Below are 23,852 nucleotides of genomic sequence, written 5' to 3'. Positions count from 1 at the left end.
CTTATCATCCGTACCACTCCCCGCCCTCGCCCGCCCCCATTCGCCATGCTCGCCCTGCCGTCCGAATGGCTTCGCCACCTCTCCACGCTGACCTCGTTCCGGCTGGGCAGTTGCGACCGCGGCGGCCAGCCCCACGTGTGCCGGGCCTTGGCGGCCGATGCGCTGCCCGACGGGCGCATGCTCGTCCTCGTGGCCGAGCACGCCGCCCCGCGCGTGGTGGCCGCGCTGCGCGCGACGGGGCAGGCGGCGCTGCTGATGACCTCGCCACGCACCAACCGCACGCTGCACGTGAAAGGCCAGGGCGCCCGCGTGGAGCCCGCGCTGCCCGAGCACGCGGCGCTGCTCGCGCGCTGCCAGCGCCGGCTCGCCGAGGAAATCGCCGAGGTCGATGGCTTCGGCAACGCCGCTCCCGTCATCGCCCACTGGTATCGCTTGGAACCGGGCGCGGTGGTGGCCATCCGTTTCAGCATCAGCGGCGCCTGGGACCAGACGCCCGGCCCCCATGCCGGCCAACCCGTGGACTTGCTGCCCGCATGACGGCGCTGACCTTGCACGCCATCCGCCGCATCCTGGACGGCGCCATCCCGCCCACGCTGTGCAGCGTGTCGGCCGACGGCGTGCCGCACGTCAACCTGCTCTCGCACGTGGAGTACGTGGACGCACACCACGTCGCCCTCACCTTCCAGTTCTTCAACCGCAGCCGCGCCAACATCCTGGCTACGCGGCGCGTGGCGCTGATGGTGGAAGACCCCCCACCGGCGGTAGCCTGGAGCTGCACCTGCGCTACCTGCGCACCGAGACGGAAGGCCCCGTCTTCGAGCGCCTGCGCGCCAAGCTCGCGGGCATTGCCGCACACACGGGCATGGAGCACGTCTTCCAGCTGCGCGGGGCGGACGTGTACGAGGTGCTCGCCATCGAGCCCCTGGCGCGAGGCGACGGCACGGCCCCATCCATCCTGCAGCCGCGCTGCGACCTGGCGGCGGGCGCGCGCGCCGTGTCGGCACGCCTGGCCGAATGCGGCGACCTTGCCAGCCTGCTGCAGACCGCCATGGACGGCCTGCGGCGCGACCTGGCGGTGGACCACGCCATCCTCTGGCTGCTGGACGAAAGCCGCCAAAGCCTGTACGCCCTGGCCAGCATCGGCTATGCGCACACCGGCACCGGCGCCGAGCTGCCGCTGGCCGACGCGGGCCTGGCCGGCGTGGCCGTGCACGAGGGCGTGCCGCTGCGCATCGGCCACATGGCGCGCATGTACCGCTATGGCCAGAACCTGCACCAGAACGCGCGCGACCACGGGCTGGTGCCGGACGCGGGCGCCGCCATCCCCCTGCCCGGCCTGGCAACGCCCTGCAGCCAGCTCGCCGTGCCGCTGCGCGCACGGGGCCGCACCGTGGGCGCGCTGCTGGTGGAAAGCGAGAGCGACCAGTTCTTCGGCTACGACGACGAGGACGCACTGGCCCTGCTGTGCGCCCAGCTCGCCCAGGCCCTGGCCACGCTGCAAAGCGCCGACCTGGATGCCGCCCCGGCTGCGCCGGCCGTGGCCCCTGCACCGGCTGTGCCGATCGGCCCTCCGCTGCGCCTGCGCCATTTCCGGCGCGACGACACGGTGTTCATCGACGGCCAGTACCTCATCAAGGGCGTGGCGGGCGCCATCCTGTGGAAGGTGGCGTGCGAAGCGCACCGCCACGGCCGCACCGACTTCACTACGCGCGAGCTGCGCCTAGCGGGTGAGGCCCTGCGCCTGCCCGGCGTGCAGGACAACCTGGGCGTGCGCCTGCTCCTGCTGCAGCGCCGCTTGGCCGACTGGGGCGGGCCGCTGCAGATCGAGCGGACCGGGCGCGGGCGCTTCCGCCTGGTGCTGGGGCGGGCGCTGGTGCTGAGCGAGGACGGCGGCGGGCCGTCCTCCTGACCAATGGCTCAGTCCACCTTGATCTTGGCCGCGTCGATGATGGTCTGGTAGCGCTTGGTCTCGCTGTCCATGAAGGACACGAAGGCCGCCGAGCTGCGGTAGTCGGCCGCGAAGCCCTGGCTGGCCAGCTTGTTCTGCACCTCGGGCAGGGCCATGATGTTCCTGGCCGCCTGATCCAGGCGCTTGGCGATGGCGGGGGGCAGGTTGGCCGGCGCCCAGAAGCCGTACCAACTGGAGAACTCGAAGTCCTTGAAGCCCGCTTCGCGCATGGTGGGCACGTCGGGCAGCAGCGGGCTGCGCGTGGCGCCGGTGACGGCCAGCGCGCGCACCTTGCCGCCCTTGACCAGCGGCAGCGCGGTCAGCATGGCGTCCATCTTGGCCTGCACGGCGCCGCCCATCAGATCCTGCAACGCGGGGGCGCCACCCTTGTAGAGCACGATGGGCACGTCGGTGCGGCCGATCTCGTGCAGGAAATAGGCCGAAGCCAGGTGGTCCGCCGCGCCGAAGCCGCCCGTGGCGAAGCTGATCTTCTCGGGCGAGGCCTTGATCTCCTTGGCGAACTCCTGCGCCGTCGTCGCCTTGACGTGGGGGTTCACCAGGAACGCCAGCGGGCCCTGGGCCAGCAGGCTGATGGGAGTGAAGTCTTTGACCGAGTCGTACTTGATACTGTTCTTGTAGAGCAGCGGGTTGATGGAGTGCAGCGACGCGTTGATGTAGAGCGTGTAGCCGTCCGGCGCGGAGCGCGCGACGGAGGCGGCGCCGATCATGCTGGATGCGCCCGCGCGGTTCTCGACCACGACGGACTGGCCCAGCTCGTCCTTGAGCTTGTCGGCGAACATGCGGGCCACGCCATCGACCGGGCCGCCAGGCGCATGGGGCACGACGATGGTGATGGGGCGGGAAGGATAGTCGCCCTCGGCCGCATGCGCGGCGGAAAAGACGGCGAAGGTCGCGGCGGCGGCGATGAGGGTGCGGCGGGTGGTGGGCATGGAAGTCCTCGGTGGATCAGATGGCTTTCAGTTCGGGGGAGCTCCAGCCGTACTTCTTGTCCAGCTCCAGCTCGCGCACGGCGCGCAGGCCCTTGTGCAGCGCCTCGCCCTCCAGGCCGCGCAGCGGCTTGCGCAGCTCGCCCGCGGGCAGGCCCACGGCGCGCATCAGCGACTTGATGGCCACCGGGTTGATGGCGGAGTACGAGAAGTGCAGCATGGGCAGCATGCGCAGGTAGGTTTCGCGGAAGCTGACCGGCTCGGCGGCCGTCTTCCAGGGGCGCGAGAGCACGGCGATCTCGGCCGGCGCGATGTTGCCGGTCATGTTGGCCGTGCCGTGGCCGCCCAGGCTCATGGTGGGCACCACCAGCCCCAGGTTGGGCGAGTCGCAGCACATCACCGACACGTCGGGCCGCCCGGCCAGCACCTGGGCCACCTGGCCCACGCGGGTGGTCGATTCCTTGTGCACCACGTAGTTGGGGTGCTTGAAGATGCGCAGCAGCTGGTCCCAGTGCAGGTCGGACTTCACGCGCGGCGGGTTGTTGTAGATGCCCAGCGGCAGGTCGGTGGCGTCGGCCACTTCGAGGAAATAGGCCTCGATGTCGGCCTCCGACGCGCAGATGTAGGCCGGCGCGGCGAGGATGGCGCCGTCCGCGCCGTTGGCGCGGGCGAACTTCAGGTAGTCGATGGTGGTGGCCGTGTTGTTGCCGGTGCAGCCATAGAAGAATTGGGACTTGCCCGTCTTCATCTTGGCCGTCTCCACGATGACCTGCTGGCGCTCCTGCGGCGAGAGCATGGACACCTCGCCCGTCGACCCCATGAACAGGATGGCGCTGGTGCCGTTGTCTTCATGGAATCGGATCAGCGTGCGGAAACCCTCGAAATCCACGCTGCCGTCCTTGTTGAAGGGCGTGATGAGGGCGACGAAGGAGCCTTCGATTTTCATTTTGCTCATGGTGAATCCTGGGAGTGTGGAAACGGGCCGCGCGGCGCATGCGCCGACGTGTAACCCATTGTGCAACAAGCCTCCCAACCACCGCGCATAACGATATGCGAGCCAGCACTGGATACAAGCCCAAAAGCCATCCAGCGCTTACCCATAATGCATAAGCAGCTCTTTTTTCAGGAGCACTACGTGCATACAGCCGAAAGCTGCGCACCGGCGCCGGCGCGCTCCGCCGTCCTACGGCCGGCGTGCGCAGGCCGCGCTACGGTGGTGCCATGCCCGCGCCGCCAGGCGTGCGCGGAAAAGGAGGTTCCCATGGACTATCTGCTGCAAGGCATGTTCGGTGAGAAATCGCTCACCAAGGTGGTCGCCGTGTTCGACGACCAGGCCAGCGCCGAGGCCGTGATCGGCCGCCTGCTGCGCCTGCCCGGCATGGAGCCGGGGCAGGTGCGGCTGGCCGGGCCGAAGGATCTGCGCACCCACCGCGCCGACCTGTTCGGCCGCAAGATGGAGCCCGAGCAGCGCGGCATCTTCCAGACGCTGCTGCGCACACACGTGGTGACGGGCTTCGCGGGCGGTGTGCTGGGGCTGGTGCTCTACGCCTACCTGATGGGCTCCGGCCACCCCATGATGGTCAGCAGCCCGCTGCTGGCCTTCATCGCCATCGTCGGCTTCTCCACCACTTTCGGCCTGATGCTGGGCGGGCTGGTCGCCATGCGGCCGGACCACATCCGCGTGATCACCCAGGTGCGGACCGCGCTGCGCTCCGGGCGCTGGGCCGTGGTGGTGCACCCCACCGATGGGCACCAGGCCGACCTGGCGCAGGAAGCACTGCAGGCCAGCAGCGCCAACGTCATGCGCACGCTGTAAGCCGACACAAGCCAAATCGGCCCGTAGCGCTTGCTGGACAAGCGCAAGCAGCTACTATTTTTGCAGCACCAGTTCCAGCACGGCGCGCGGGTAGATCACATGCTCCTGCGTGAGCACGCGCGCCGCCAGGGTCTGCGCCGTGTCGCCGGGCAGCACGGGCACCGCCGCCTGGGCCAGGATGGGGCCGGCGTCGAGTTCCGCCGTCACCAGGTGCACGGTGGCGCCCGCCACACGGCAGCCCGCGTCGATGGCGCGCTGGTGCGTGTGCAGGCCGGGGAAAGCCGGCAGCAGCGACGGGTGGATGTTCACCAGCCGCCCTGCGAAGTGCTGCACGAACCCGGGCGTGAGGATGCGCATGAAGCCCGCCAGCACCACGACGGCGGGCGCATGGGCGTCGATGGCCCGGGCCAGCGCGGCGTCGAAATCCTCGCGCGAGGCGTAGGCCTTGTGGTCCAGCACCTGGGTGGGAATGCCGTGCTCGCGCGCAATGGCCAGGCCCCCGGCATCGGCCTTATTGCTCAGCACGGCGGCCACGCGGGCGCCGTGGCGGCCAGCCCAGTCCTGCTGCTGCGCCACGCGCACGATGGCAGCCATGTTGGAGCCGCCGCCTGAGATCAAAATCACGATGTTCTTCATTTGCCTGGAATTATCCCCGCCCCATGCCCTTCGACGCCCGCACCCGCCCCCTCACCACCCCGCAAGCCCGCGTGCTCGCCACGCTGCTGGAAAAGTCGCGCACCGTGCCCGACAGCTATCCGCTCACGCTCAACAGCCTCGTCGCAGGCTGCAACCAGAAAAGCAGCCGCGAGCCCGTGATGCAGCTCACCGACGGCGAGGTGCAGGAGGCCCTGGACGGCCTGCGCCAGCAGACGCTGGTGACGGAGATCGGCGGCGCCCGCGTGGCGCGCTGGGAGCACAACTTCGCCCGTGGCGTGGGGGTGCCCGACCAGTCCGCCGTGCTGTTGGGCCTGCTGATGCTGCGCGGCCCGCAGACGGCGGGCGAGCTGCGCATCAACGCCGAGCGCTGGTACCGCTTCGCGGACATCTCCTCGGTCGAGGCTTTCCTGGACGAGCTGCAGGAGCGCAGCGACGAGAAGGGCGGGCCGCTGGTGGTCCTGCTCCCCCGTGCGCCCGGCGCGCGCGAGTCGCGCTGGGCGCACCTGCTGTGCGGGCCGGTGGATGCCACGGCGCTGGCCGCGCCCGCCGCCGAGTCCACACCCGACGGCACGCTGGCCCAGCGCGTGCAGGCGCTGGAGGCCGAGGTCGCCGCGCTGCGCGCCACCGTCGAGCGCCTGTGCGGCCAGCTGGGCGGGGAGCCGTGAATGTCACGATGCGGACAGGATAAATAAGCACGCCCGTGCTACAAACCCCGCTTGCCACAGGAGACTCCCCCATGGACCTTGCTTTCACCCCCGAAGAACAGGCGTTCCGCGAAGAAGTGCGCGCCTGGGTGCGCGCCAACCTGCCCGCGCACATCGCCCACAAAGTGCACAACGCCCTGCGCCTGACGCGCGACGACATGCAGGGCTGGGCCAAGATCCTGGGCAAGAAGGGCTGGCTGGGCTTCGGCTGGCCGAAACAGTTCGGCGGCCCCGGCTGGACAGCCGTGCAAAAGCACCTGTTCGAGGAAGAATGCGCGCTGGCCGGCGCGCCGCGCATCATCCCCTTCGGCCCGGTGATGGTGGCGCCCGTCATCATGGCCTACGGCACGCCCGAGCAGCAAAAGCGCTTCCTGCCCGGCATCGCCAGCGGCGAGGTCTGGTGGAGCCAGGGCTACAGCGAGCCCGGCTCGGGCTCGGACCTGGCCAGCGTGAAGACCCGCGCCGAGCGCGTGGGCGACAAGTACATCGTCAACGGCCAGAAGACCTGGACCACGCTGGGCCAGCACGGCGACTGGATGTTCAACCTCGTGCGTACCAGCAACGAGGGCAAGCCGCAGACCGGCATCTCCTTCCTGCTGCTCGACATGAAGAGCCCCGGCGTGACGGTGCGCCCCATCAAGCTGCTCGACGGCGAGTGCGAAGTCAACGAGGTGTTCTTCGACAACGTCGAGGTACCCGCCGACCAGCTCATCGGCGAGGAGAACAAGGGCTGGACCTACGCCAAGCACCTGCTCAGCCACGAGCGCACCAACATCGCCGACGTGAACCGCAGCAAGCGCGAACTGGAGCGCCTCAAGCGCATCGTGAAGAACGAAGGGCTGTGGGGCGACATGCGCCTGCGCGACCAGATCGCACTGCTGGAGGTGGACATCGTGGCGCTGGAAATGCTGGTGCTGCGCGTGCTGTCCAACGAGAAGAGCGGCAAGAACTCCCTCGACATCGCCGGCCTGCTCAAGATCAAGGGCAGCGAGATCCAGCAGCGCTATGCCGAGCTGATGATGCTGGCAGCGGGCCCCTTCGCCCTGCCCTTCATCGAGGAAGCCATGGAAGCCGGCTGGCAGGGCGACTTCCCCGGCGGCGAGGTGGCCAACGCGCCGCTGGCGTCCCAGTATTTCAACCTGCGCAAGACCACCATCTACGGCGGCAGCAACGAAGTGCAGCGCAACATCGTGGCTCAAACCGTGCTGGGCTGAGGAGACAAAGACATGGACTTCGACTTTTCCGACGACCAGCAGCAACTGCGCGACGCCGTGCGCCGCTGGGTGGACAAGGGCTACACCTTCGAGCGCCGCCGCGCCATCGTCGCCGCGGGCGGCTTCGACCGTGCGGCCTACGGCGAGCTGGCCGATCTGGGCCTGACGGCCCTCACCGTGCCCGAGGCCCACGGCGGCCTGGGCCAGGGCGCCGTGGACGCCATGGTGGCCATGGAGGAACTCGGCCGCGGCATCGTGCTGGAGCCGCTTGCGCACACCTTCATCGCCGCCAGCGTGCTGGGCCAGTACGCCCCCGAGGCCGTGCAGGCCGGCTGGCTGCCGCGCATCGCCAGCGGCGAGGCGCTGGTGGTGCTCGCCCACCAGGAGCGCAAGGCACGCTACCGCCTCGACGTTTGCGAGGCAAAAGCTGCTCCAACGCCCACCGGGTATGCGGTAACAGCTCTCAAAAGCATAGTACCCTCCGGCGACCAGGCCGACGCCTACCTCGTGCCCGCGCACCTGGACGGCCGCATCGCCCTGTTCCTCGTCGAGCGCGCCGCCTCCGGCGTGGCCGCGCGCGGCTACCGCACGCAGGACGGCAGCCGTGCCGCCGAGGTGGTGCTGGACAACGCCGCTGCCACGCTGGTCACCACCGATGGCCTGGCCGCGCTGGAGCTGGCCGTGGACACGGGCATCGCCTGCACCTGCGCCCAGGCCGTGGGCGTGATGGACCAGACCGCCGCCGTCACCTTCGACTACCTGAACCAGCGCAAGCAGTTCGGCGTGCCCATCGCCAGCTTCCAGGCCCTGCGCCACCGCGCGGCCGACATGAAGATGCAACTGGAGCTGGCCCGCTCCATGAGCTACTACGCCAGCCTCAAGCTCGGCGCCCCCAACGACGAGCGCCGCCGCGCCCTGGCCCGTGCCAAGGTGCAGCTGGGCCAGTCCATGCGCTTCGTGGGCCAGCAAGCGGTGCAGTTGCACGGGGGCATCGGGGTGACGGACGAATACATCGTCAGCCACTACTTCAAGACGCTCACCCAGCTCGAAATCACCTGGGGCGATACGCTGCACTACCTGGGCGAGGTGAGTGCGCGCATGCAGGACACGGCGGGCGTGTTCGCCTGACAAAAAACCGCTGGCCCCCAACAAAAACCCCCGCAGGCTCGCACCTGCGGGGGTTTTTCATTTTGCTATGAAAAATCTAGCTGCCTGCGCTTGATGGACAAGCGCCAGCAGCCATTTTCACTCACACCCTGCGGCGGCGGGCCATGCCCAGGAAGGCCAGCAGGCCGGACAGCGCCAGCAGCCCCCACTGCGACAGCGTGGGGATGCCCGTGGGGCTCACCGCCGCGATGGTGATCGTCGGGCTCTGCGTGTTGTCGCCAAGGTTCGAATCCCCAGGAGCCGAGGTGGTCGAGGTGGTGACCGTGGTGGTGACCGGGCCGGGCGTGGCGGCGGTGGGCGTGCCCGTGATCGCACAGGTCACCGTAGCGCCCATGGGGATCGTGTCGCCATTGCTCCACCCCGGAGCCGGGACGGCGGTGTCGATCGTGCAAGCGCCCTTGTTCAGCCCGTTGGGCAGGCCGGTGATGTCGCAGGCAGCCCCCGTGGCATCCGCCGAGCCCTGGTTGGAGCAGGTGAAGCCGCCGGTATAAGGCTTGCCCAGCGTGCCTGGGGGCAAGGTGCCGCCCGTGGGGCCTGCCGCCAGGTCGGGCGCGGCCGTCACGGTGATGGCCTTCGTGCGCTGGTTGTTGCCGTTGTTGCTGTCACCCGGCGTATTGGTATCACCCTGAACGGTAGAGCCACCCCCAGTAGGCGTGCCGCTCACCTGGCAGAGGATCGTCGCTCCCGCAGGCACGGCCTCGCGCTGGTTCCACGTGGTGCCGCCGATGGCGCAAGCCCCCATCGAGATACCCGCAGGCAGGCTGGTCACCGCGCACACCGTGGCGGCATCGGCCGGCGCGGGGTTCGCGGTGGTGTTGGTACAGGTGAAGCTGCCTTCATAGAGCTTGCCCACGATGGCAGAGCCGGGCAGGCCCGACAGGTCGATGGACATGTCGGGGTACACCACGCGCACCGGCTGGTCGCTGATGTTGTTGCCCGGGTCGGCATCACCGTCGCTGCCCGTGGTGCCCTTCACGTTGGTGTCGGTCGTCGTGTTGCCGATCGGCGGCGTGCCGCCGACGGTGCACACCACCTGCTTGCCCGCGGGCACGATGCCAGGCTGCGCCCACGGCGCGCCATCGATGGTGCAGGACTGCGTGGTGACGTTCGTCGGCAGGCCCGTGACCGTGCAGGTGGCGTTGGTGGCTGCGTCCGTCGCGCTCAGGTTGGTGCAGGTGAAGCTGCCTTCATAGGGCACGCCAGGCACCACCGTGGGCGGCAGCGTGGTCACGTCGATGGCCATGTCCGGGCCGGGCGCGGCGTTGACGGCGGAAGCCGCCACTGCCGCGTTGTTGCCCTGGTCTGCAGGCAGCTCACCCGAAGCATCCACGCGGCTGGCAATCTGCACGCTGCCGCTGGCGGGCGCCGTGTAGGTCAGCTCCATGGGCACGGACTGGCCGGGCTGCAGGGTGGTGGGCAGGTTGTTCACCGTCACCACCACGTCGCTGCCACTGCCCCCGGTGACCGTGCAGGTCGTGGGCAGCGTGCAGGCCACGTCTTGCGTGCCATCCGGCAAGGTGAGCGTGTAGGTCACGCCGGTGGCAGGCGTCGTCGGGCTGATGTTGGTGAACGTCACCGGCACCTTCACCGTCTTGCCGGGCGTGACCTTGGCGGGCGGGGCCACCGTGGTGGTCACGTCGGGCGTGGTGGACGGGGCCGTGGCCTGCGCGGCGGTTTGGCCCGTGGCCTGGTTGTTGGCGGAGTCGCCGTCGTTGGTGGCGCCCACGGTGCTGGTCACCGTGCGCTGCTGGCCTGCCGTGGCGGGCGCAGGGTAGCTCACGGCCAGCTCCAGGCTTTCGCCCTGCAGCAGCACCGTGGGCAGGTTGCAGCCGCTGAGCGTGCCGTCACCGGCCACCGTGCAGGGCGCGCCCTTGTAGCTCACCGTGGGCGTTACGCCGCCATCCAGCGCCACCTTGTAGGTCACGCCGGTGGCCGTCACGCTGCCGATGTTGGTGTAGGTCACCTTGCCGGTCACGGGCTGGTTCGTGCCTGCCGTGGCGGGCACCTGCACCGCCGTCGTCACCTCGGCCACGGACTGGCCCGCGCCTGCCGCCACCGCCAGCGGCGCATCGGCCGTGTTGTTGGGCAGGGGGTCGTTGGCCGTGGTCGTGGCAGTCGTCGCCGTCAGCGTGTAGTTCGCGGTGGCGGCAGGCGTCTTCCACTTCAGCGCCACCTGGTTCTGCTGGCCGCCCGCCAGGGTGGTGGGCAGGCCGGTGATGGTGACTTTGCCCGTGGCGGGGTCGTAGTCGCAGGTGGCACCCGTGCATTGCACGCCGTCCAGGTCTGGAGGCAGGTGGGTTACCTCATAGGTCACGCCGTCGGCGGGCTGGTCGCCCTGGTTGCCGAAGGTCACCAGCGTGGTCACCTGGTCGCCGGGGTTGGCGGTGGCGGGGGACTGGATCTTGGCGAACACGTCGGGGCCGCTGATCTTCACCGCCTTGGTCTGGGTGTTGTTGCCCGCATTGCCAGCGGTTTCATTGCCTGCGCTCGTAGTGCCCGTCAGATCGATCGATGGCTTGCCCGGCCCTGGCGCGACGTAGTCATACGTGCAGGTGATCGTTCCGCCAGGTGCCAGCGTGGCCTGCGGCGATGCCGGGGTGCAGGCACCGCCTTGCAGGGTCAGCGTGCCGTTGCCGGGGCCGGGGTTGCCGATGCCGCAGGTGGCGCCGGTGGCGTTCGCGTTGCCGTTGTTGGTGCACACCGCCGTCACGGTCTGGGTGGAGCCGTAGGGCACGGGCGTGGCAGGCACGGTGACTTCCACCCCCATGTCGATGTTGGGCGGAGCGAGCGCCACGTTCACCGTCACCGTGGCCGTATCACACAGGTGCGTATTCGGCGCGGCCATGCAGATGGTGTAGGTGTAGGAGTCCGTCCCCGTGTAGCCAACGCTGGGCGTGTAGGTGCAGGCCGTGGCAGTACACACGACGTTGCCGTTGGCGCCATTCGTTTTCCCCGTCACGCCGAACCCAGGCGCCGGCGTTGTCTCATTGCCCGAGCCGTCAAAAACCTTGGTCCAGTCGTTGGTGGTCACCGGCGTCATGACGCCTGTGCCGGGCGTCGTGACCGCACTGTCGCCATTGGCCTTGATCTGGGCCTTGGGAATGGTGTAAGTGGCGGTGTCGTCCGACATATCACCGTTGTTGTCGATGGCCTTGAAGGTGAAGTTCGCTTCCACGGGGTCCGCGCCCGCGTACCACAGCTCGGTATCGGCTTCAAGGAACAGTCCGCCCGGAGGGATGGTCGTAATGGGCACGGGGATGCTGCCGTCCAGGCGATAAAGCGTGCCATTCGTGGGCAGGCTGATGATCTGGTAGGAAACCACCGCGCCATCGGTATCCGTGCCCGCCAGCTTGGCCGCCGTGCTGGTGCCCGGCAGCACCAGCCGTGTGGGGGCCGTGCCCAGGCCGACAGGCGCCGTGGTCACATCCACTGCGACCGGAGGCACGTTAGCCACGCCACTGGCCTTCACCACGCGCACGCGGTGGTCTTCGATTTCGCCGTCGAGGGCAAAGCCCAGCGCGCGCTTGTCCTCATTGGTTCTGACGATGACGTTTTCGGCCGGAAACCGGGCGTTGTAATTGGCGTCCACCGCCGTGGCCGTGGTAATGCGCAGGCGAATGTAGCGGTAGCCTTCCTCAAGACCGCTCACGGTCCAGTTCAGCGTCACGCTGCCGCCGGATACCCCCGTGGGTGCGTTGGCCGTCGCAGCTTCGCTGGTTTGGAAAATGCCATCGTTGTCCCAATCGACCCAGGCATAGACCGTTGCCGCCTTGCCCGAGGTGTTCGTGAACTGCACTTTCAGCGAGTAGCTGGTCGCGCTGTCCACGATGTGGGGCAATTCATCGCCAGGCGTTACCGCAATCAGGTTGCCCAAGTCATTCTGGGCCTCCACGATCCCGTCTTCTTCCCACAACAGGGTGGGCGGGCCGGGAATGTAGTCGCCGTAGGAGCCTACGTTTTTGGTGCCGCTAACCACATTCTTGGGCGTTTGGTCGTTTTGCTGTGGCGCGAATGCGCCGAGGAACAGCTTGTTGTCGTTCGGGTTATCGCCGCCATTGGCGTAGAAGTGCATGGCCTGGTTGCTGCCGCCGCTGTTTTCATAGCCCTTGGGTGCATCGCCGTAGTCAAAGCCCGATGTGCCGCAAATGTTCAGCACCGGAGTAGCAGAGCAGTTGAATGCCGACTGCGTTGCCGTAGAAATAACCCCATCCCCCATGCTGCCCTGGATCTGGTGGCCCACGTAGCAGAACTGCGGGCTGCTTTTCGGCAAAAACACCGTGGTGTGGCCGCCCACCTCAATCAGCTTGGCCTTTTGCTCACCAGCAGCGCCACCGAGATAGTTCGGCTTTCCGACATGGTTCGCCCCCGCGCCGCCAGGCGCGCCAATCATGCTGCCGTTGTTGTTGCCCCAGGTGTAAACCGTGCCGTCCCTGGTAATCAGCGCACCGGCGGCGCCACCGCTACCGCCACCCACATCGTGTTCCTGCACACTGAAGAAATCGACGTCGCCCACCAGGCTGGTGCCGGCCCCGCTGCCGGTGCCAATCTGCACCGTCTGCCAGGACCGTTGCTCCGCCGCGGTCAGGCCCGCACCCAACTGGTATTGGTTGTTCGCCCCCACCGAGTACAGCGTGCCCGTGCTGGACAGCACGAACATGGTGTTGTTGGCCGTGGAGTTGCCGGTCACGCCAATCATCTTCGGCGTGATGGGGTTGCCGCTTTCCTGCGGCAAGGTCATGGGGGTTGCATAGGAGGTCGGGGAAACGGCAGCACCGTCGCCGAAATACGGGGTATAGCCCCAGGCATAGAGCACACCGTCGCTGGTGTGCACCATCAGCGCCCCTTTGCTGGCGCCACCCACCTGCCCCCGCACGGCCAGCGCGTTCTGCAGCACCGGGTTGCCGGCAGCATTGGTGCGCACGCGGTGCCACTCGTTGTCGGTGGCCGTGCCCGTGGAGCCATCGCCCCGCAAGCGTTCACCACCCGTCCCAAGGCGCTTGTTGACCAGTGTCCACACCTCACCGCCTTTGTCCGGCTTGGTGACTAGGGCAAGCAACCCGTTGGTGGCAAAAAGCTGCGCCACATCGTTGGGGGAGACTCCGGGCGGCAAGCCATCGGTTTTGCCATTGACGGTAATCGGCCCCGCTGTTTGGGTGCTTTTGATGTCCTGGCTCAGTACAGCAGTGTTGGGGTCTCCCCAGGCATAAAGACCCGTGGTGGTAAGCGCAACAACTTGCGCACTCGATGTGTTGCTGCCCAAGGTGATCAGCACCGGGGCACTGCCGCCCAGCCGGGGCTGACCAAAAGCCCAGGTGCCACCGTCAATGATGTCCAGCGGGCGGCCAACGCTGTTGCCGGTGTAAACGTACGGATTCGTCGGTCCCGGCCCTGATCCCGTGGCGCCGGAGTCACCCAGCGCGCCCATGTTCTCTCCCCAACCCGCCCAGGAGCCATCGGTGCGCTGCGCCACCGATTGGTGAAAGGAGCTGGTGATGATGTCGTACAGCTTGTCCGGCTGGCAGGTCTGCGCGGCGGCTGGCTGCCCCCCAGCAGCGACGCGGCCAGTACGGCCAGCACGCCCCCCAGCGGCAGCCTGCCCGACAGCGACCGCAATGCTCTCCCGATGGTCATAGAGCCCCTTTCTTTATTCGAAACCAGATAGAAAAAAGCCGTTGCGCGACGGCAACGGCATATTGTTTTGAAATGTATCTCACCTGGCTCATGGCACGAACACCAGCCCCTTGCCAAAAACTGCCCGTACCGGCAACGCCATGCCCGTCGCCTCCAGCGTCTTGCGCCGCAAACGGGTGAGCTGCGATTCGATGCGGTGAAAGCCGTCCTCCACATCCCCCGCGCCCATCGCATCCACCAGACCCTGCTTGGTCACCAGGCTGCCCTTGGCAGCGATCAAGTGTCCTACCAGTTCCAACTCACGGGTAGTGAGTGCAACGGTACGTAAATTCGGAGCAACCAATTGTGCCGCCATGGCATCCAGGCGCCAAGGAACAACATGACCGGCCGGTGCAGGCGCCTGCGTTGCCTCGCCCCGGCGCAATTGCGAGCGGATCCCGGCCACCAGCTCATGCAGGTCGGTGGGCTTGACGAAATACTGCAGCGCGCCGGCATCCAGCCCGGCGATGCGGCTTTCCAGATCGCCCCGGGCGGTGAGCACCACGGCGGGCACGCCTTGCTGCGCCAGGCGGCGCACCAGGCTCAGGCCGCTTTCACCGGGCAGTCCCAAATCGACGACGACCAAGTCGGCACGCTGCCGCAGCAGGCTTACATAGAAGTCTTCTGCGGATTCGGCACCCCAGGCCTGCATTCCACTTTTTTCGAGAAAACGGCAGACGTTGGAGCGGATGTCCTCGTCGTCCTCGACCACGGCGACTATGAAATGGGTAGGGGACTGCTGGTGCATGATGGGTTTCAATGACGTCGGGGATTGTCATAGCCGCCCATCTGTAACGCCATGTACAAAAACTCACTAGGACTCACTAAACGGCTGGATTCACCTTTGTTGTCAATGCTGGCCCCGCTGCCTTTGTGGGTAGTGATGTCGGTTTGCGTAGTGGCCCTCTTCCTGCTGGGTCCCACGTTTTTCGTGCAACCCATACCGAACCTGAAGCTGGGCACGGACTGGCCCATGCAGGTGCTGGAAGACGCCCACGGGCGTATGACGGTGGACGACGTGGCGGCCCTGCCGGACAGCGCCTTCAAAACGCAGCACGCCCCGCTGAACGAGGGCTACAGCCACAAGGTGTATTGGGTGAAGGTGGCTGCCCCTCCCATCCTGCCAGCCGCCGCCGATCCGCTCTGGCTGGAGGTGATGCCTGCCTATCTGGACAAGGTGACGCTCTACCAGCGACTGGGAGAAACGTGGCGTGCATACGACAGTGGCGACACGGTGCCCCTGTCGCAGCGCGTGCGAGTGCGCCAACTGGTGTTTCCCTTGGTGGCGGATACGTCGTTCATCCTGCGGGTACAGACCCTGAGCGCCACCCAGGTGCATGCCGTGGTGCGGCGCAGCACGGGGCTGATGGCAGGGTTGGCCGGAACGGAGTGGGCTGCGGGCGTGCACCTGGGCATCAACCTGCTGCTGTCCCTGCTGATCATTGGCGCGGCACTGGCACTGCGCACGCGCAGCCTCGTGGCCATGGCCGCTTTTTCCACGACGGTGCTGCTACACGGCTTCAATGTGCAGGGCTATGCGCACCTGTGGCTGCCCGATCATCTGTCGCACTGGTCCGACCTGCTGGTGAGTGTGGGAGTGTTCATCCTGCCTGCCACCTTTGCGTGGCAGGTGCGTGAGCTGCTGACGCGCGGCACGCGCTGGCGCCGCGTGGATACGGCGCTGCTCGCACTGGCCATAGCCCCGCTGCTGGCGATCGCCAGCATCCCCCTGAATCGCTATCCGCCTTTCGCGGCTTTCGCCATCACGGTGCCGTGGTTCGCCAGCATGCTGGGCACCTGGGTGGCGTGGAACAAGCTGCGTCAAAGCGGCCCGTCGGCTGTGCACCTGTTGCTGGCAACGCCCTACAGCCTGTACGCCGTGGTGGGCAGCTATGTGACGGCAACCGCCATGGGCCTGCTGCCCGCCCAGGTCGATACGCGCACCTACTGGCAGCTCATGGCCCTGCTGCTGAACATCCTGATCGCGGTCGCCGTCGGGGCCGACCTGCTGGAACGCTTCCGCCAGTCGATGGCGCAGCGCGCCCAGTTGGTCAAGTCGCTGGAACAATCGGAGCAATCGCTGGAGGAGCGGGTGCGAGAGCGCACCGCCGAGCTGCTGCGCACCCAGAATGCGCTGCAGGCGGCACTGCACAGCGAGCGCGAGCTGCGCCAGGACCAGCGCCAGTTCTTCAACATGGTGAACCACGAATTCCGCACGCCCCTGGCGGTGATCGACAGCGCGGCCACGGAACAATGGTCCTTCCCTTCCCCGACCTCGACCCGCAAGTCGAGCGCGCCGCGCAGATCCGCCGTGCGTGCCGGCGCCTGACGACCCTGGTGGACAACTGCCTGGTCAGCGAGCGGCTGGACGCCGCAGGCTTCGGGCTGCAGCAAGGCATGGCCTCGGTGCCGGCCCTGGCCGAGGAAGCCGCCCAGCTCGTGCGCTGGTCGCCGCGGCACCACCTGCGGCTGCGCACCCAGGACGCGCCAGCGCAGTGGCCGTGCGATCCCACGCTGGTGCATATCGCCCTGTCTAACCTGGTGGACAACGCGGTCAAGTACGCACAGGCAGGCCAGATCCTCGTAGCCGCAAGGCTCAACGCACAAGGCTCGCTGGAGCTATCGGTGACCGACGAAGGCCCTGGACTGCCCCCGATGCGGTGCAGCGCATCTTCGACCAGTTCGAACGCGGCCACCGCACCGACCAGGCCAGGGGCTTCGGCCTGGGGCTCTGGGTGGCACGGCGCGTGGCACGGCTGCATGGGGGCGACGTGCGCGTGCATTCGGCCCCGGGCCACGGCACATGTTTCATGCTCACACTGCCTTAGCAAACTGAAATGGTTTTCAGCTCAACAGCCGCGACGACTTGGGCACATGCGCCATCAGGAACTCCATCTGGTCGGCCAGGATGCGCCGATTGCGCAGGATGAAGTCCTCCCACAGGCTGGGCACGTAGGGGGTGTACAGCAGCGGCATGTGCGCCTGTTCGGGCGTGCGCGGGCCCTTGCGGTGGTTGCAGGGGCGGCAGGCCGTGACCACGTTCATCCAGTGGTCCACGCCATTGCGGGCGAAGGGCACGATGTGCTCCCGCGTCAGGTCCTGCTCCTGGAAGTGGCCGCCGCAGTAGGCGCAGACGTTGCGATCGCGCGCGAACAGCTTGCCGTTGGTCAGGCTGGGGCGCAGGTCGAAGGGGTTGATGCCGCACACGCCGCGCGTGCCGATGATGCTGCTCACCGCGACCTGCGACTGCTCGCCGGTGATGGCGTTGTGCCCGCCGCGAAACAGGGCCACCCGTGCGCCCAGCTCCCAGCGCACCTCGCCCGCGGCGTAGTGCGTGACCGCCTGCTCCAGTGAAATCCACGATTGCGGCAGCCCTTGGGCCGACAGCTTCAAGACCTTCACGACACGCCTCCTCTGAGTGGAACGCTGGCGCACAATATACTCTTTTCATGTGAAATAAGCCTCCAGCGCTTGTGCATCAAGCGCTGGCAGCTATAAAACAAGAAGCATTCCATGAAGATATTCCGAGGCCTGCACCACCCTGACGTGGCCCCCGCCTGCGCCCTGACCATCGGCAACTTCGATGGCGTGCACCGCGGCCACCAGGCGATGCTGGCGCTGCTGAACAACGAGGCACGGCACCGCGGGGTGCCCAGCTGCGTGCTGACCTTCGAGCCGCACCCGCGCGACTACTTCGCGGGCGCACACAAGCGCCCCGAACTGGCCCCTGCGCGCATCGGCACGCTGCGCGACAAGCTGGCCGAGCTGGCCGGCTGCGGCGTGCAGCAGGCGGTGGTGCTGCCGTTCAACGAGAAGCTGGCGCGGCTGTCGCCCGAGGCCTTCATCGACGACGTGCTGCTGCGCGGCCTGGGCGCGCGCTACGTGCTCGTGGGCGACGACTTCCGCTTCGGGGCGCAGCGCGCGGGCGACTACCGGCTGCTGGACGAGGCCGGGCGCGCGCGTGGCTTCGACGTGGCGCGCATGAACAGCTACGAGGTGCACGGCCTGCGCGTCTCCAGCTCCGCCGTGCGCGAGGCGCTGGGCGCGGGCCGCATGGAGGATGCCGCGGCGCTGCTGGGCCGGCCGTACGCCATTTCGGGCCACGTGGTGCACGGGCGCAAGCTGGGGCGCACGCTGGGCCGCTCGGCCGCCAGCGGCACGCACCAGGACGGCTTTCGCACGCTCAACCTGCGTTTTGCGCACTGGAAGCCTGCCGCCAGCGGCATCTTCGCGGTGCTGGTCCACGGGCTGGATGGCGAGCCCCTGCCCGGCGTGGCCAACCTGGGCGTGCGCCCCTCGCTCGACCCCGACGACGTGAACGGCGGGCGCGTGCTGCTGGAGACGCACTGCCTGGAGTGGCCGGCCCATCTGGGCGCCGAGGGGGCCTACGGTAAAATCGTGCGCGTGGAACTGCTGCACAAACTGCACGACGAGCTGAAATACGACAGCCTGGACGCCCTCACCGCCGGCATCGCCAAGGACTGCGATGACGCGCGTGCGTATTTCGCGGCCACCCGTCGCCAGACCACCCGCGACCGAATTTGACGGGGCTGCCTTCGCCCCCCTCGCCCGCTTTCCGCACCGTTCGCCCCCTTCCAGGTTGTGCGCCTGGAACGCCCTTGATTTGAAGGTTTCCCCATGTCCGACCCAACGCCCAAGAACACCAGCGCCTACCGCGGCACGCTGAACATGCCCGACACGTCCTTCCCCATGCGCGGCGACCTGCCCAAGCGCGAGCCGGGCTGGGCCAAGGAGTGGGATGAGAAGGGCATCTACAAGCAGCTGCGCGCCGCGCGCCAGGGGGCGCCCAAATTCATCCTGCACGACGGCCCGCCGTACGCGAACGGCCAGTTGCACATCGGCCACGCGGTGAACAAGATCCTCAAGGACATGATCGTCAAGGCGCGCCAGCTCGAAGGCTTCGACGCGCTCTACACCCCTGGCTGGGACTGCCACGGCCTGCCGATCGAGAACGCCATCGAGAAGCTGCACGGCCGCAACCTGCCGCGCGACGAGATGCAGGCCAAGGGCCGCGCCTTCGCCACCGAGCAGATCGCGCAGCAGATGGCGGACTTCAAGCGCCTGGGCGTTCTGGGCGAATGGGACAACCCCTACAAGACCATGAACTACGCGAGCGAGGCCGGCGAGTTGCGCGCGCTGAAAAAAGTGATGGAACGCGGCTTCGTCTACCGCGGCCTCAAGCCCGTGTACTGGTGCTTCGACTGCGCCTCGTCGCTGGCCGAGTTCGAGATCGAATACCAGGACAAGCAGAGCCAGACGCTGGACGTGATGTTCCCGGCCGCCGATCCGGCCAGGCTCGCCGCCGCCTTCGGCCTGCCCGCCTTGACCAAGCCCGCGTTCGTCGTGATCTGGACGACGACCGCGTGGACCATTCCCGCCAACCAGGCGCTCAACGTCAACCCCGAGCTGGAATACAGCCTGGTGGACACCGAGCGAGGCCTGCTCATCGTGGCCAGCGCCCTCGTGGAGCAATGCCTGGAGCGCTGGGGCATCGCAGGCCAGGTCGTCGCCACCGCCAAGGGCGAGAAGCTCGACCACATGCCGTTCAAGCACCCGCTGGCCGACATGGACAAGGGCTACGACCGCATCTCGCCCGTGTACCTGGCCGACTACGCCACGGCCGACGACGGCACGGGTATCGTGCACAGCTCGCCCGCCTATGGCGTGGACGACTTCAACTCCTGCGTGGCCAACGGCCTGAAGTTCGAGGACATCCTCAATCCCGTGCAGGGCAACGGCACGTATGCAGCCGACTTCCCGCTGTTCGGCGGCCAGCACATCTGGAAAGCCGTGCCGGTCATCATCGACGCGCTCAGGGTCGCTGGCCGCCTGATAGGCACCAAGACCATCACCCACAGCTACCCGCACTGCTGGCGCCACAAGACGCCTGTGATCTACCGCGCCGCCGCGCAATGGTTCGTGCGCATGGACGAGGGTGAAGGCGTGTTCACCGACCCGGCGCAGAAGCCCGCGCAGACGCTGCGCCAGATCGCGCTCGAAGCCATCGAGCACACCCACTTCTACCCCGAGAACGGCAAGTCACGCCTGCGCGACATGATCGCCGGGCGGCCCGACTGGTGCATCTCGCGCCAGCGCTCGTGGGGCGTGCCCATCCCTTTCTTCCTGCACACCGACTCGGGCGAGCTGCACCCGCGCACGATGGAAATCATCGACCAGGCGGCGGAGATTGTCGAAAAGGGTGGCATCGAAGCCTGGAGCCGCGTGACGGCGGAAGAAATCCTGGGCGCAGAAGACGCGAAGCACTACACCAAGAGCACCGACATCCTCGAAGTGTGGTTCGACTCCGGCTCCACCTTCTGGCACGTGATGCGCGGCACGCACGCGGGCATGCACCACGACACGGGCCCCGAGGCCGACCTGTACCTGGAAGGCCACGACCAGCACCGCGGCTGGTTCCATTCCTCGCTGCTGCTGGCCTCGGCCATCTTCGGGCGCGCGCCGTACCGGGGCCTGCTCACGCACGGCTTCACGGTGGACGGCCAAGGCAAGAAGATGAGCAAGTCGCTGGGCAACACCGTCTCGCCGCAGGAGGTGAGCGGCAAGCTGGGCGCGGAGATCATCCGCCTGTGGTGCGCGGCCACCGACTACTCGGGCGACCTCGCCATCGACGACAAGATCCTCGCGCGCGTGGTGGACAGCTACCGCCGCATCCGCAACACGCTGCGCTTCCTGCTGGCCAACGTGAGCGACTTCGATCCCGCCAAGGACGCCGTGCCGTTCGAGCAGATGCTGGAGATCGACCGCTACGCGCTCTCGCGCGCCGCGCAGCTCCAGCAGGACATCCTGGCGCACTACAAGGTGTACGAATTCCACCCCGTGGTCGCCAAGCTGCAGCTCTACTGCTCGGAAGACCTGGGCGGCTTCTACCTCGACGTGCTCAAGGACCGCCTCTACACCACCGCGCCCAAGAGCCTCGCGCGCCGCAGCGCCCAGACCGCGCTGCACCAGATCACGCATGCCATGCTGCGCTGGATGGCGCCCTTCCTCTCGTTCACGGCCGAAGAGGCATGGAAGGTGTTCGGCCACTCCAGCTCCATCTACCTGGAAACCTACCAGACCATCCTGACGGAGGGCGATGGGCTGGCCGCCAAGTGGGAGCGCCTGCGCGAGATCCGCGACGCGGTGAACAAGGAGATCGAGGCCGTGCGCACCGCGGGCGCGATAGGCTCGTCGCTGCAGGCCGTGGTGACCCTCGCCGCCGCACCCGAAGACCATGCGCTGCTCGCCAGCCTGGGCGACGACCTGAAGTTCGTGTTCATCGTTTCCGCTATCACATTGGTAGCTGGCAGCGCTCTCCAGATCAGCGTCGCAACCAGTTCCGACACCAAATGCGAGCGCTGCTGGCACTACCGCGCCGACGTGGGCGCGAACACCGAGCATCCCACGCTGTGCGGCCGCTGCGTGAGCAACCTCTACGGCACCGGCGAAAGCCGGGCGCACGCCTGATGGCGCGCGCGGGCAAGGCGGGCAGCATCTGGCCCTGGCTCGGCTGGGCGGTGCTGCTGTTCATCGCGGACCAGTTCACCAAGACGCTGATCCTGGGCTACTACCGCTTGGGCGACGCCACCTACGTCACCAGCTTCTTCAATATCGTGCGCGCCCACAACACGGGCGCGGCGTTCTCGTTCCTGGCCGACGCGGGTGGCTGGCAGCGCTGGCTGTTCACGGCCATCGGCCTGGCAGCGGCTGCGTTCATCCTCTGGCAGCTGCGCGCGCACCCGGGGCAGAAGCTCTTTTGCTTCTCGCTGTCGAGCATCCTCGGCGGCGCCATCGGCAACGTGGTGGACCGGCTGCAGCACGGCTATGTGGTGGACTTCCTGGACTTCCACCTGCGCGGCTGGCACTTCCCCGCCTTCAACGTGGCCGACAGCGCCATCACCGTGGGCGCGGCCTGCCTCATCATCGACGAGCTGCTGCGGGTGCGCAGGGCAAGCTAGCCGCCCGCAGGGGCGATTCAGGGGTATGCTGCAATGTTCTGCGCCGCCGGAGCGGCGCCTCCTCTGAACGCCGTCCATGAAGCATCTGCTCAACCTGCTGGCCGCCATCGCCCTCCTGGTGTGGGGAACCCACCTGGTGCGCACCGGCGTGCTGCGCGTGTTCGGCGCCAACCTGCGCACCATGCTCGCGCGCAGCATGGGCAACCGCTTCACCGCAGCGCTTTCGGGCATGGGGGTGACGGCGCTGGTGCAGTCGAGCACGGCCACCTCGCTCATGACCTCGTCGTTCGTGGGCCAGGGGCTCATCACGCTGCCCGCCGCGCTGGCGGTGATGCGCGGGGCCGACGTGGGCACGGCGCTGATGGCGGTGCTGTTCTCGTTCGACCTGTCGTGGCTGTCGCCGCTGTTCATCTTCGTGGGCGTGGTGCTGTTCATCGCGCGCCAGGACACCACGGCCGGGCGCGTGGGGCGCGTGCTCATCGGCCTGGGGCTGATGCTGCTGGCGCTGGAGATGGTGGTGCAGGCCAGCGGCCCCATGCTCTCCTCGCCCGTCATCAAGGCCATGCTGGGCTCGGTGAGCAGCGACATCGTGATGGAGATCTTCCTGGGCGCGGTGCTCGCCGTGCTCGCCTATTCCAGCCTGGCCATCGTGCTGCTGATCGCCGCCATGGCGGCCTCCAGCGTGGTGCCGCTGGACGTGGCCCTGGGCCTGGTGCTCGGCGCCAACCTGGGCAGCGGCCTGGTGGCGGTGTTCACCACCGCCAAGTCGGCCGTGGAAGTGCGCCAGGTGACGGTGGGCAACCTGGCCTTCAAGGTGATGGGCATCGCCTGCGTGGCGCCGTTCATCGGGCTGTGGCTGACCTACGTGCAGCCGCGCATCCCCAGCACCGCGCACGGCGTGGTGCTGTTCCACCTGGTCTACAACGTGGTCATCAGCGTGGGCTTCATCGGCTTCACGCAATGGGTGGCGCACGGCGTTGCGCGCCTGCTGCCGCGGCCCGAAGGAGCGCAGGGACGCCGGCCACACCATCTGGACCCATCGGCCCTGTCCACCCCGTCGCTGGCCATCTCGTGCGCGGCGCGCGAGGCGCTCTACCAGGCCGACGTGGTGGAGACCATGCTGACCGGCATGCTCGACGTGATCCGCAAGAACGACCAGCAGCTCGCCGAGCGCCTGCGCAAGATGGACGACGAAGTGGACGAGCTGTACTCCTCCATCAAGTACTACCTCACCAAGATCTCGCGCGAGGCGCTGGGCGAGGAGGAAAGCCGCCGCTGGGCCGACATCATCAGCTTCACCATCAACATGGAGCAGGTGGGCGACATCATCGAGCGCGTGCTGCAGGACATCGAGGAAAAGAAGATCCGCAAGGGCCGCGAATTCTCCGAGGCCGGCATGGCCGAGATCACCGAGCTGCACGAGCGCCTGGTGGGCAATCTGCGGCTGGGCATGAGCGTGTTCCTCAACGGCAGCGTGCGCGACGCGCAGCGTCTGCTGGAGGAGAAGGTGCGCTTCCGCGAGCTGGAGCGCGCCTACGCCGCCACGCACCTGGCGCGCCTGTCGGACAAGACGGTGCAGAGCATGGAAACCAGCTCGCTGCACATCGACCTGATCAGCGACTTGAAGCGCATCAACTCGCACATCAGCTCCATCGCCTACCCCATCCTGGAGACGGCCGGCGTGCTGGCGCCCAGCCGCCTCAAGACGCAGCGCCCGGCACCTCCCGAGCCGCTGGGCGACCATCCCTGA

General features: G+C 67.7%; 17 protein-coding genes and 1 pseudogene. 12 read left to right on the top strand and 6 right to left on the bottom strand.

Annotated elements, in window-relative coordinates; translation table 11 throughout:
- Positions 1–45: 45 nt before the first annotated feature.
- Together AAG689_RS02600 and AAG689_RS02595 are read left to right on the top strand one after the other, a co-directional pair.
- Complete coding sequence (locus AAG689_RS02600) at positions 46–537, top strand: pyridoxamine 5'-phosphate oxidase family protein (protein WP_406624641.1); 492 nt, start codon at positions 46–48, stop codon at positions 535–537.
- Between the two features lie 325 nt (positions 538–862).
- Positions 863–1,909, top strand: a complete 1,047-nt coding sequence (locus tag AAG689_RS02595; RefSeq protein WP_406624640.1) for a GAF domain-containing protein — start codon at positions 863–865, stop codon at positions 1,907–1,909.
- Between the two features lie 8 nt (positions 1,910–1,917).
- Here AAG689_RS02595 and AAG689_RS02590 read toward each other — a convergent pair whose 3' ends face one another.
- Positions 1,918–2,898, bottom strand: a complete 981-nt coding sequence (locus AAG689_RS02590; RefSeq protein WP_406624639.1) for a Bug family tripartite tricarboxylate transporter substrate binding protein — start codon at positions 2,896–2,898, stop codon at positions 1,918–1,920.
- 16 nt (positions 2,899–2,914) lie between these two features.
- A complete protein-coding gene (locus AAG689_RS02585; protein ID WP_406624638.1) occupies positions 2,915–3,850 on the bottom strand; it encodes a 4-hydroxy-tetrahydrodipicolinate synthase family protein in 936 nt (311 codons plus the stop codon).
- 306 nt (positions 3,851–4,156) lie between these two features.
- Between AAG689_RS02585 and AAG689_RS02580 the strand changes: the two genes are divergently transcribed.
- Entirely contained in the window at positions 4,157–4,711 is a 555-nt protein-coding gene (locus tag AAG689_RS02580) for a hypothetical protein (RefSeq protein WP_406624637.1), read from the top strand.
- 54 nt (positions 4,712–4,765) lie between these two features.
- On the opposite strand, the gene purN is transcribed toward AAG689_RS02580, so the two are convergent.
- Positions 4,766–5,347, bottom strand: coding sequence for a phosphoribosylglycinamide formyltransferase (gene purN, locus AAG689_RS02575; RefSeq protein WP_406624636.1), 582 nt, complete (start codon positions 5,345–5,347; stop codon positions 4,766–4,768).
- Positions 5,348–5,370: 23 nt separating this feature from the next.
- Here purN and AAG689_RS02570 point away from each other — a divergent pair, with 23 nt between their 5' ends.
- The 3 genes from AAG689_RS02570 (at position 5,371) to AAG689_RS02560 (ending at position 8,414) form a co-directional block, all read left to right on the top strand.
- On the top strand, positions 5,371–6,033 hold the full coding sequence (locus AAG689_RS02570) for a YceH family protein (protein ID WP_406624635.1): 663 nt from the start codon (positions 5,371–5,373) through the stop codon (positions 6,031–6,033).
- 71 nt (positions 6,034–6,104) lie between these two features.
- Positions 6,105–7,286, top strand: a complete 1,182-nt coding sequence (locus AAG689_RS02565; RefSeq protein WP_406624634.1) for an acyl-CoA dehydrogenase family protein — start codon at positions 6,105–6,107, stop codon at positions 7,284–7,286.
- 12 nt (positions 7,287–7,298) lie between these two features.
- The gene (locus AAG689_RS02560) at positions 7,299–8,414 is read left to right on the top strand and encodes an acyl-CoA dehydrogenase family protein (protein WP_406624633.1); all 1,116 of its coding nucleotides are present in this window, start codon (positions 7,299–7,301) and stop codon (positions 8,412–8,414) included.
- Positions 8,415–8,535: 121 nt separating this feature from the next.
- On the opposite strand, the gene AAG689_RS02555 is transcribed toward AAG689_RS02560, so the two are convergent.
- Both AAG689_RS02555 and AAG689_RS02550 read right to left on the bottom strand, forming a co-directional pair.
- The gene (locus AAG689_RS02555) at positions 8,536–13,470 is read right to left on the bottom strand and encodes an IPTL-CTERM sorting domain-containing protein (protein WP_406624632.1); all 4,935 of its coding nucleotides are present in this window, start codon (positions 13,468–13,470) and stop codon (positions 8,536–8,538) included.
- A 702-nt stretch (positions 13,471–14,172) separates the two neighbouring features.
- On the bottom strand, positions 14,173–14,871 hold the full coding sequence (locus tag AAG689_RS02550) for a response regulator transcription factor (RefSeq protein WP_020228729.1): 699 nt from the start codon (positions 14,869–14,871) through the stop codon (positions 14,173–14,175).
- A gap of 183 nt (positions 14,872–15,054) precedes the next feature.
- Here AAG689_RS02550 and AAG689_RS02545 point away from each other — a divergent pair, with 183 nt between their 5' ends.
- The gene (locus AAG689_RS02545) at positions 15,055–16,452 is read left to right on the top strand and encodes a 7TM-DISM domain-containing protein (RefSeq protein ID WP_406624631.1); all 1,398 of its coding nucleotides are present in this window, start codon (positions 15,055–15,057) and stop codon (positions 16,450–16,452) included.
- Positions 16,377–16,951 (top strand): annotated as a pseudogene (locus tag AAG689_RS02540) (sensor histidine kinase). Before AAG689_RS02545 ends, AAG689_RS02540 begins: the two are co-directional and overlap by 76 nt.
- Positions 16,952–16,967: 16 nt before the next feature.
- On the opposite strand, the gene AAG689_RS02535 reads toward AAG689_RS02540, so the two are convergent.
- Positions 16,968–17,525 (bottom strand): HNH endonuclease, encoded by a 558-nt coding sequence (locus AAG689_RS02535; RefSeq protein WP_406624630.1) that lies wholly within the window; start codon positions 17,523–17,525, stop codon positions 16,968–16,970.
- 111 nt (positions 17,526–17,636) lie between these two features.
- Between AAG689_RS02535 and AAG689_RS02530 the strand changes: the two genes are divergently transcribed.
- The 4 genes from AAG689_RS02530 (at position 17,637) to AAG689_RS02515 (ending at position 23,852) form a co-directional block, all read left to right on the top strand.
- Positions 17,637–18,668 (top strand): bifunctional riboflavin kinase/FAD synthetase, encoded by a 1,032-nt coding sequence (locus AAG689_RS02530; protein WP_406624629.1) that lies wholly within the window; start codon positions 17,637–17,639, stop codon positions 18,666–18,668.
- Positions 18,669–18,761: 93 nt separating this feature from the next.
- The gene (ileS, locus tag AAG689_RS02525; protein WP_406624628.1) at positions 18,762–21,611 is read left to right on the top strand and encodes an isoleucine--tRNA ligase; all 2,850 of its coding nucleotides are present in this window, start codon (positions 18,762–18,764) and stop codon (positions 21,609–21,611) included.
- Positions 21,611–22,102 (top strand): signal peptidase II, encoded by a 492-nt coding sequence (lspA, locus tag AAG689_RS02520; RefSeq protein ID WP_406624627.1) that lies wholly within the window; start codon positions 21,611–21,613, stop codon positions 22,100–22,102. The genes ileS and lspA overlap by 1 nt, the downstream gene beginning before the upstream one ends.
- Before the next feature lie 76 nt (positions 22,103–22,178).
- Entirely contained in the window at positions 22,179–23,852 is a 1,674-nt protein-coding gene (locus AAG689_RS02515; RefSeq protein WP_406624626.1) for a Na/Pi cotransporter family protein, read from the top strand.

It is taken from the genome of Acidovorax sp. SDU_ACID1, from assembly GCF_045291395.1.
Taxonomy (GTDB): Bacteria; Pseudomonadota; Gammaproteobacteria; order Burkholderiales; family Burkholderiaceae_C; genus MR-S7.
This window is presented reverse-complemented; position numbering and strand designations above follow the sequence as displayed.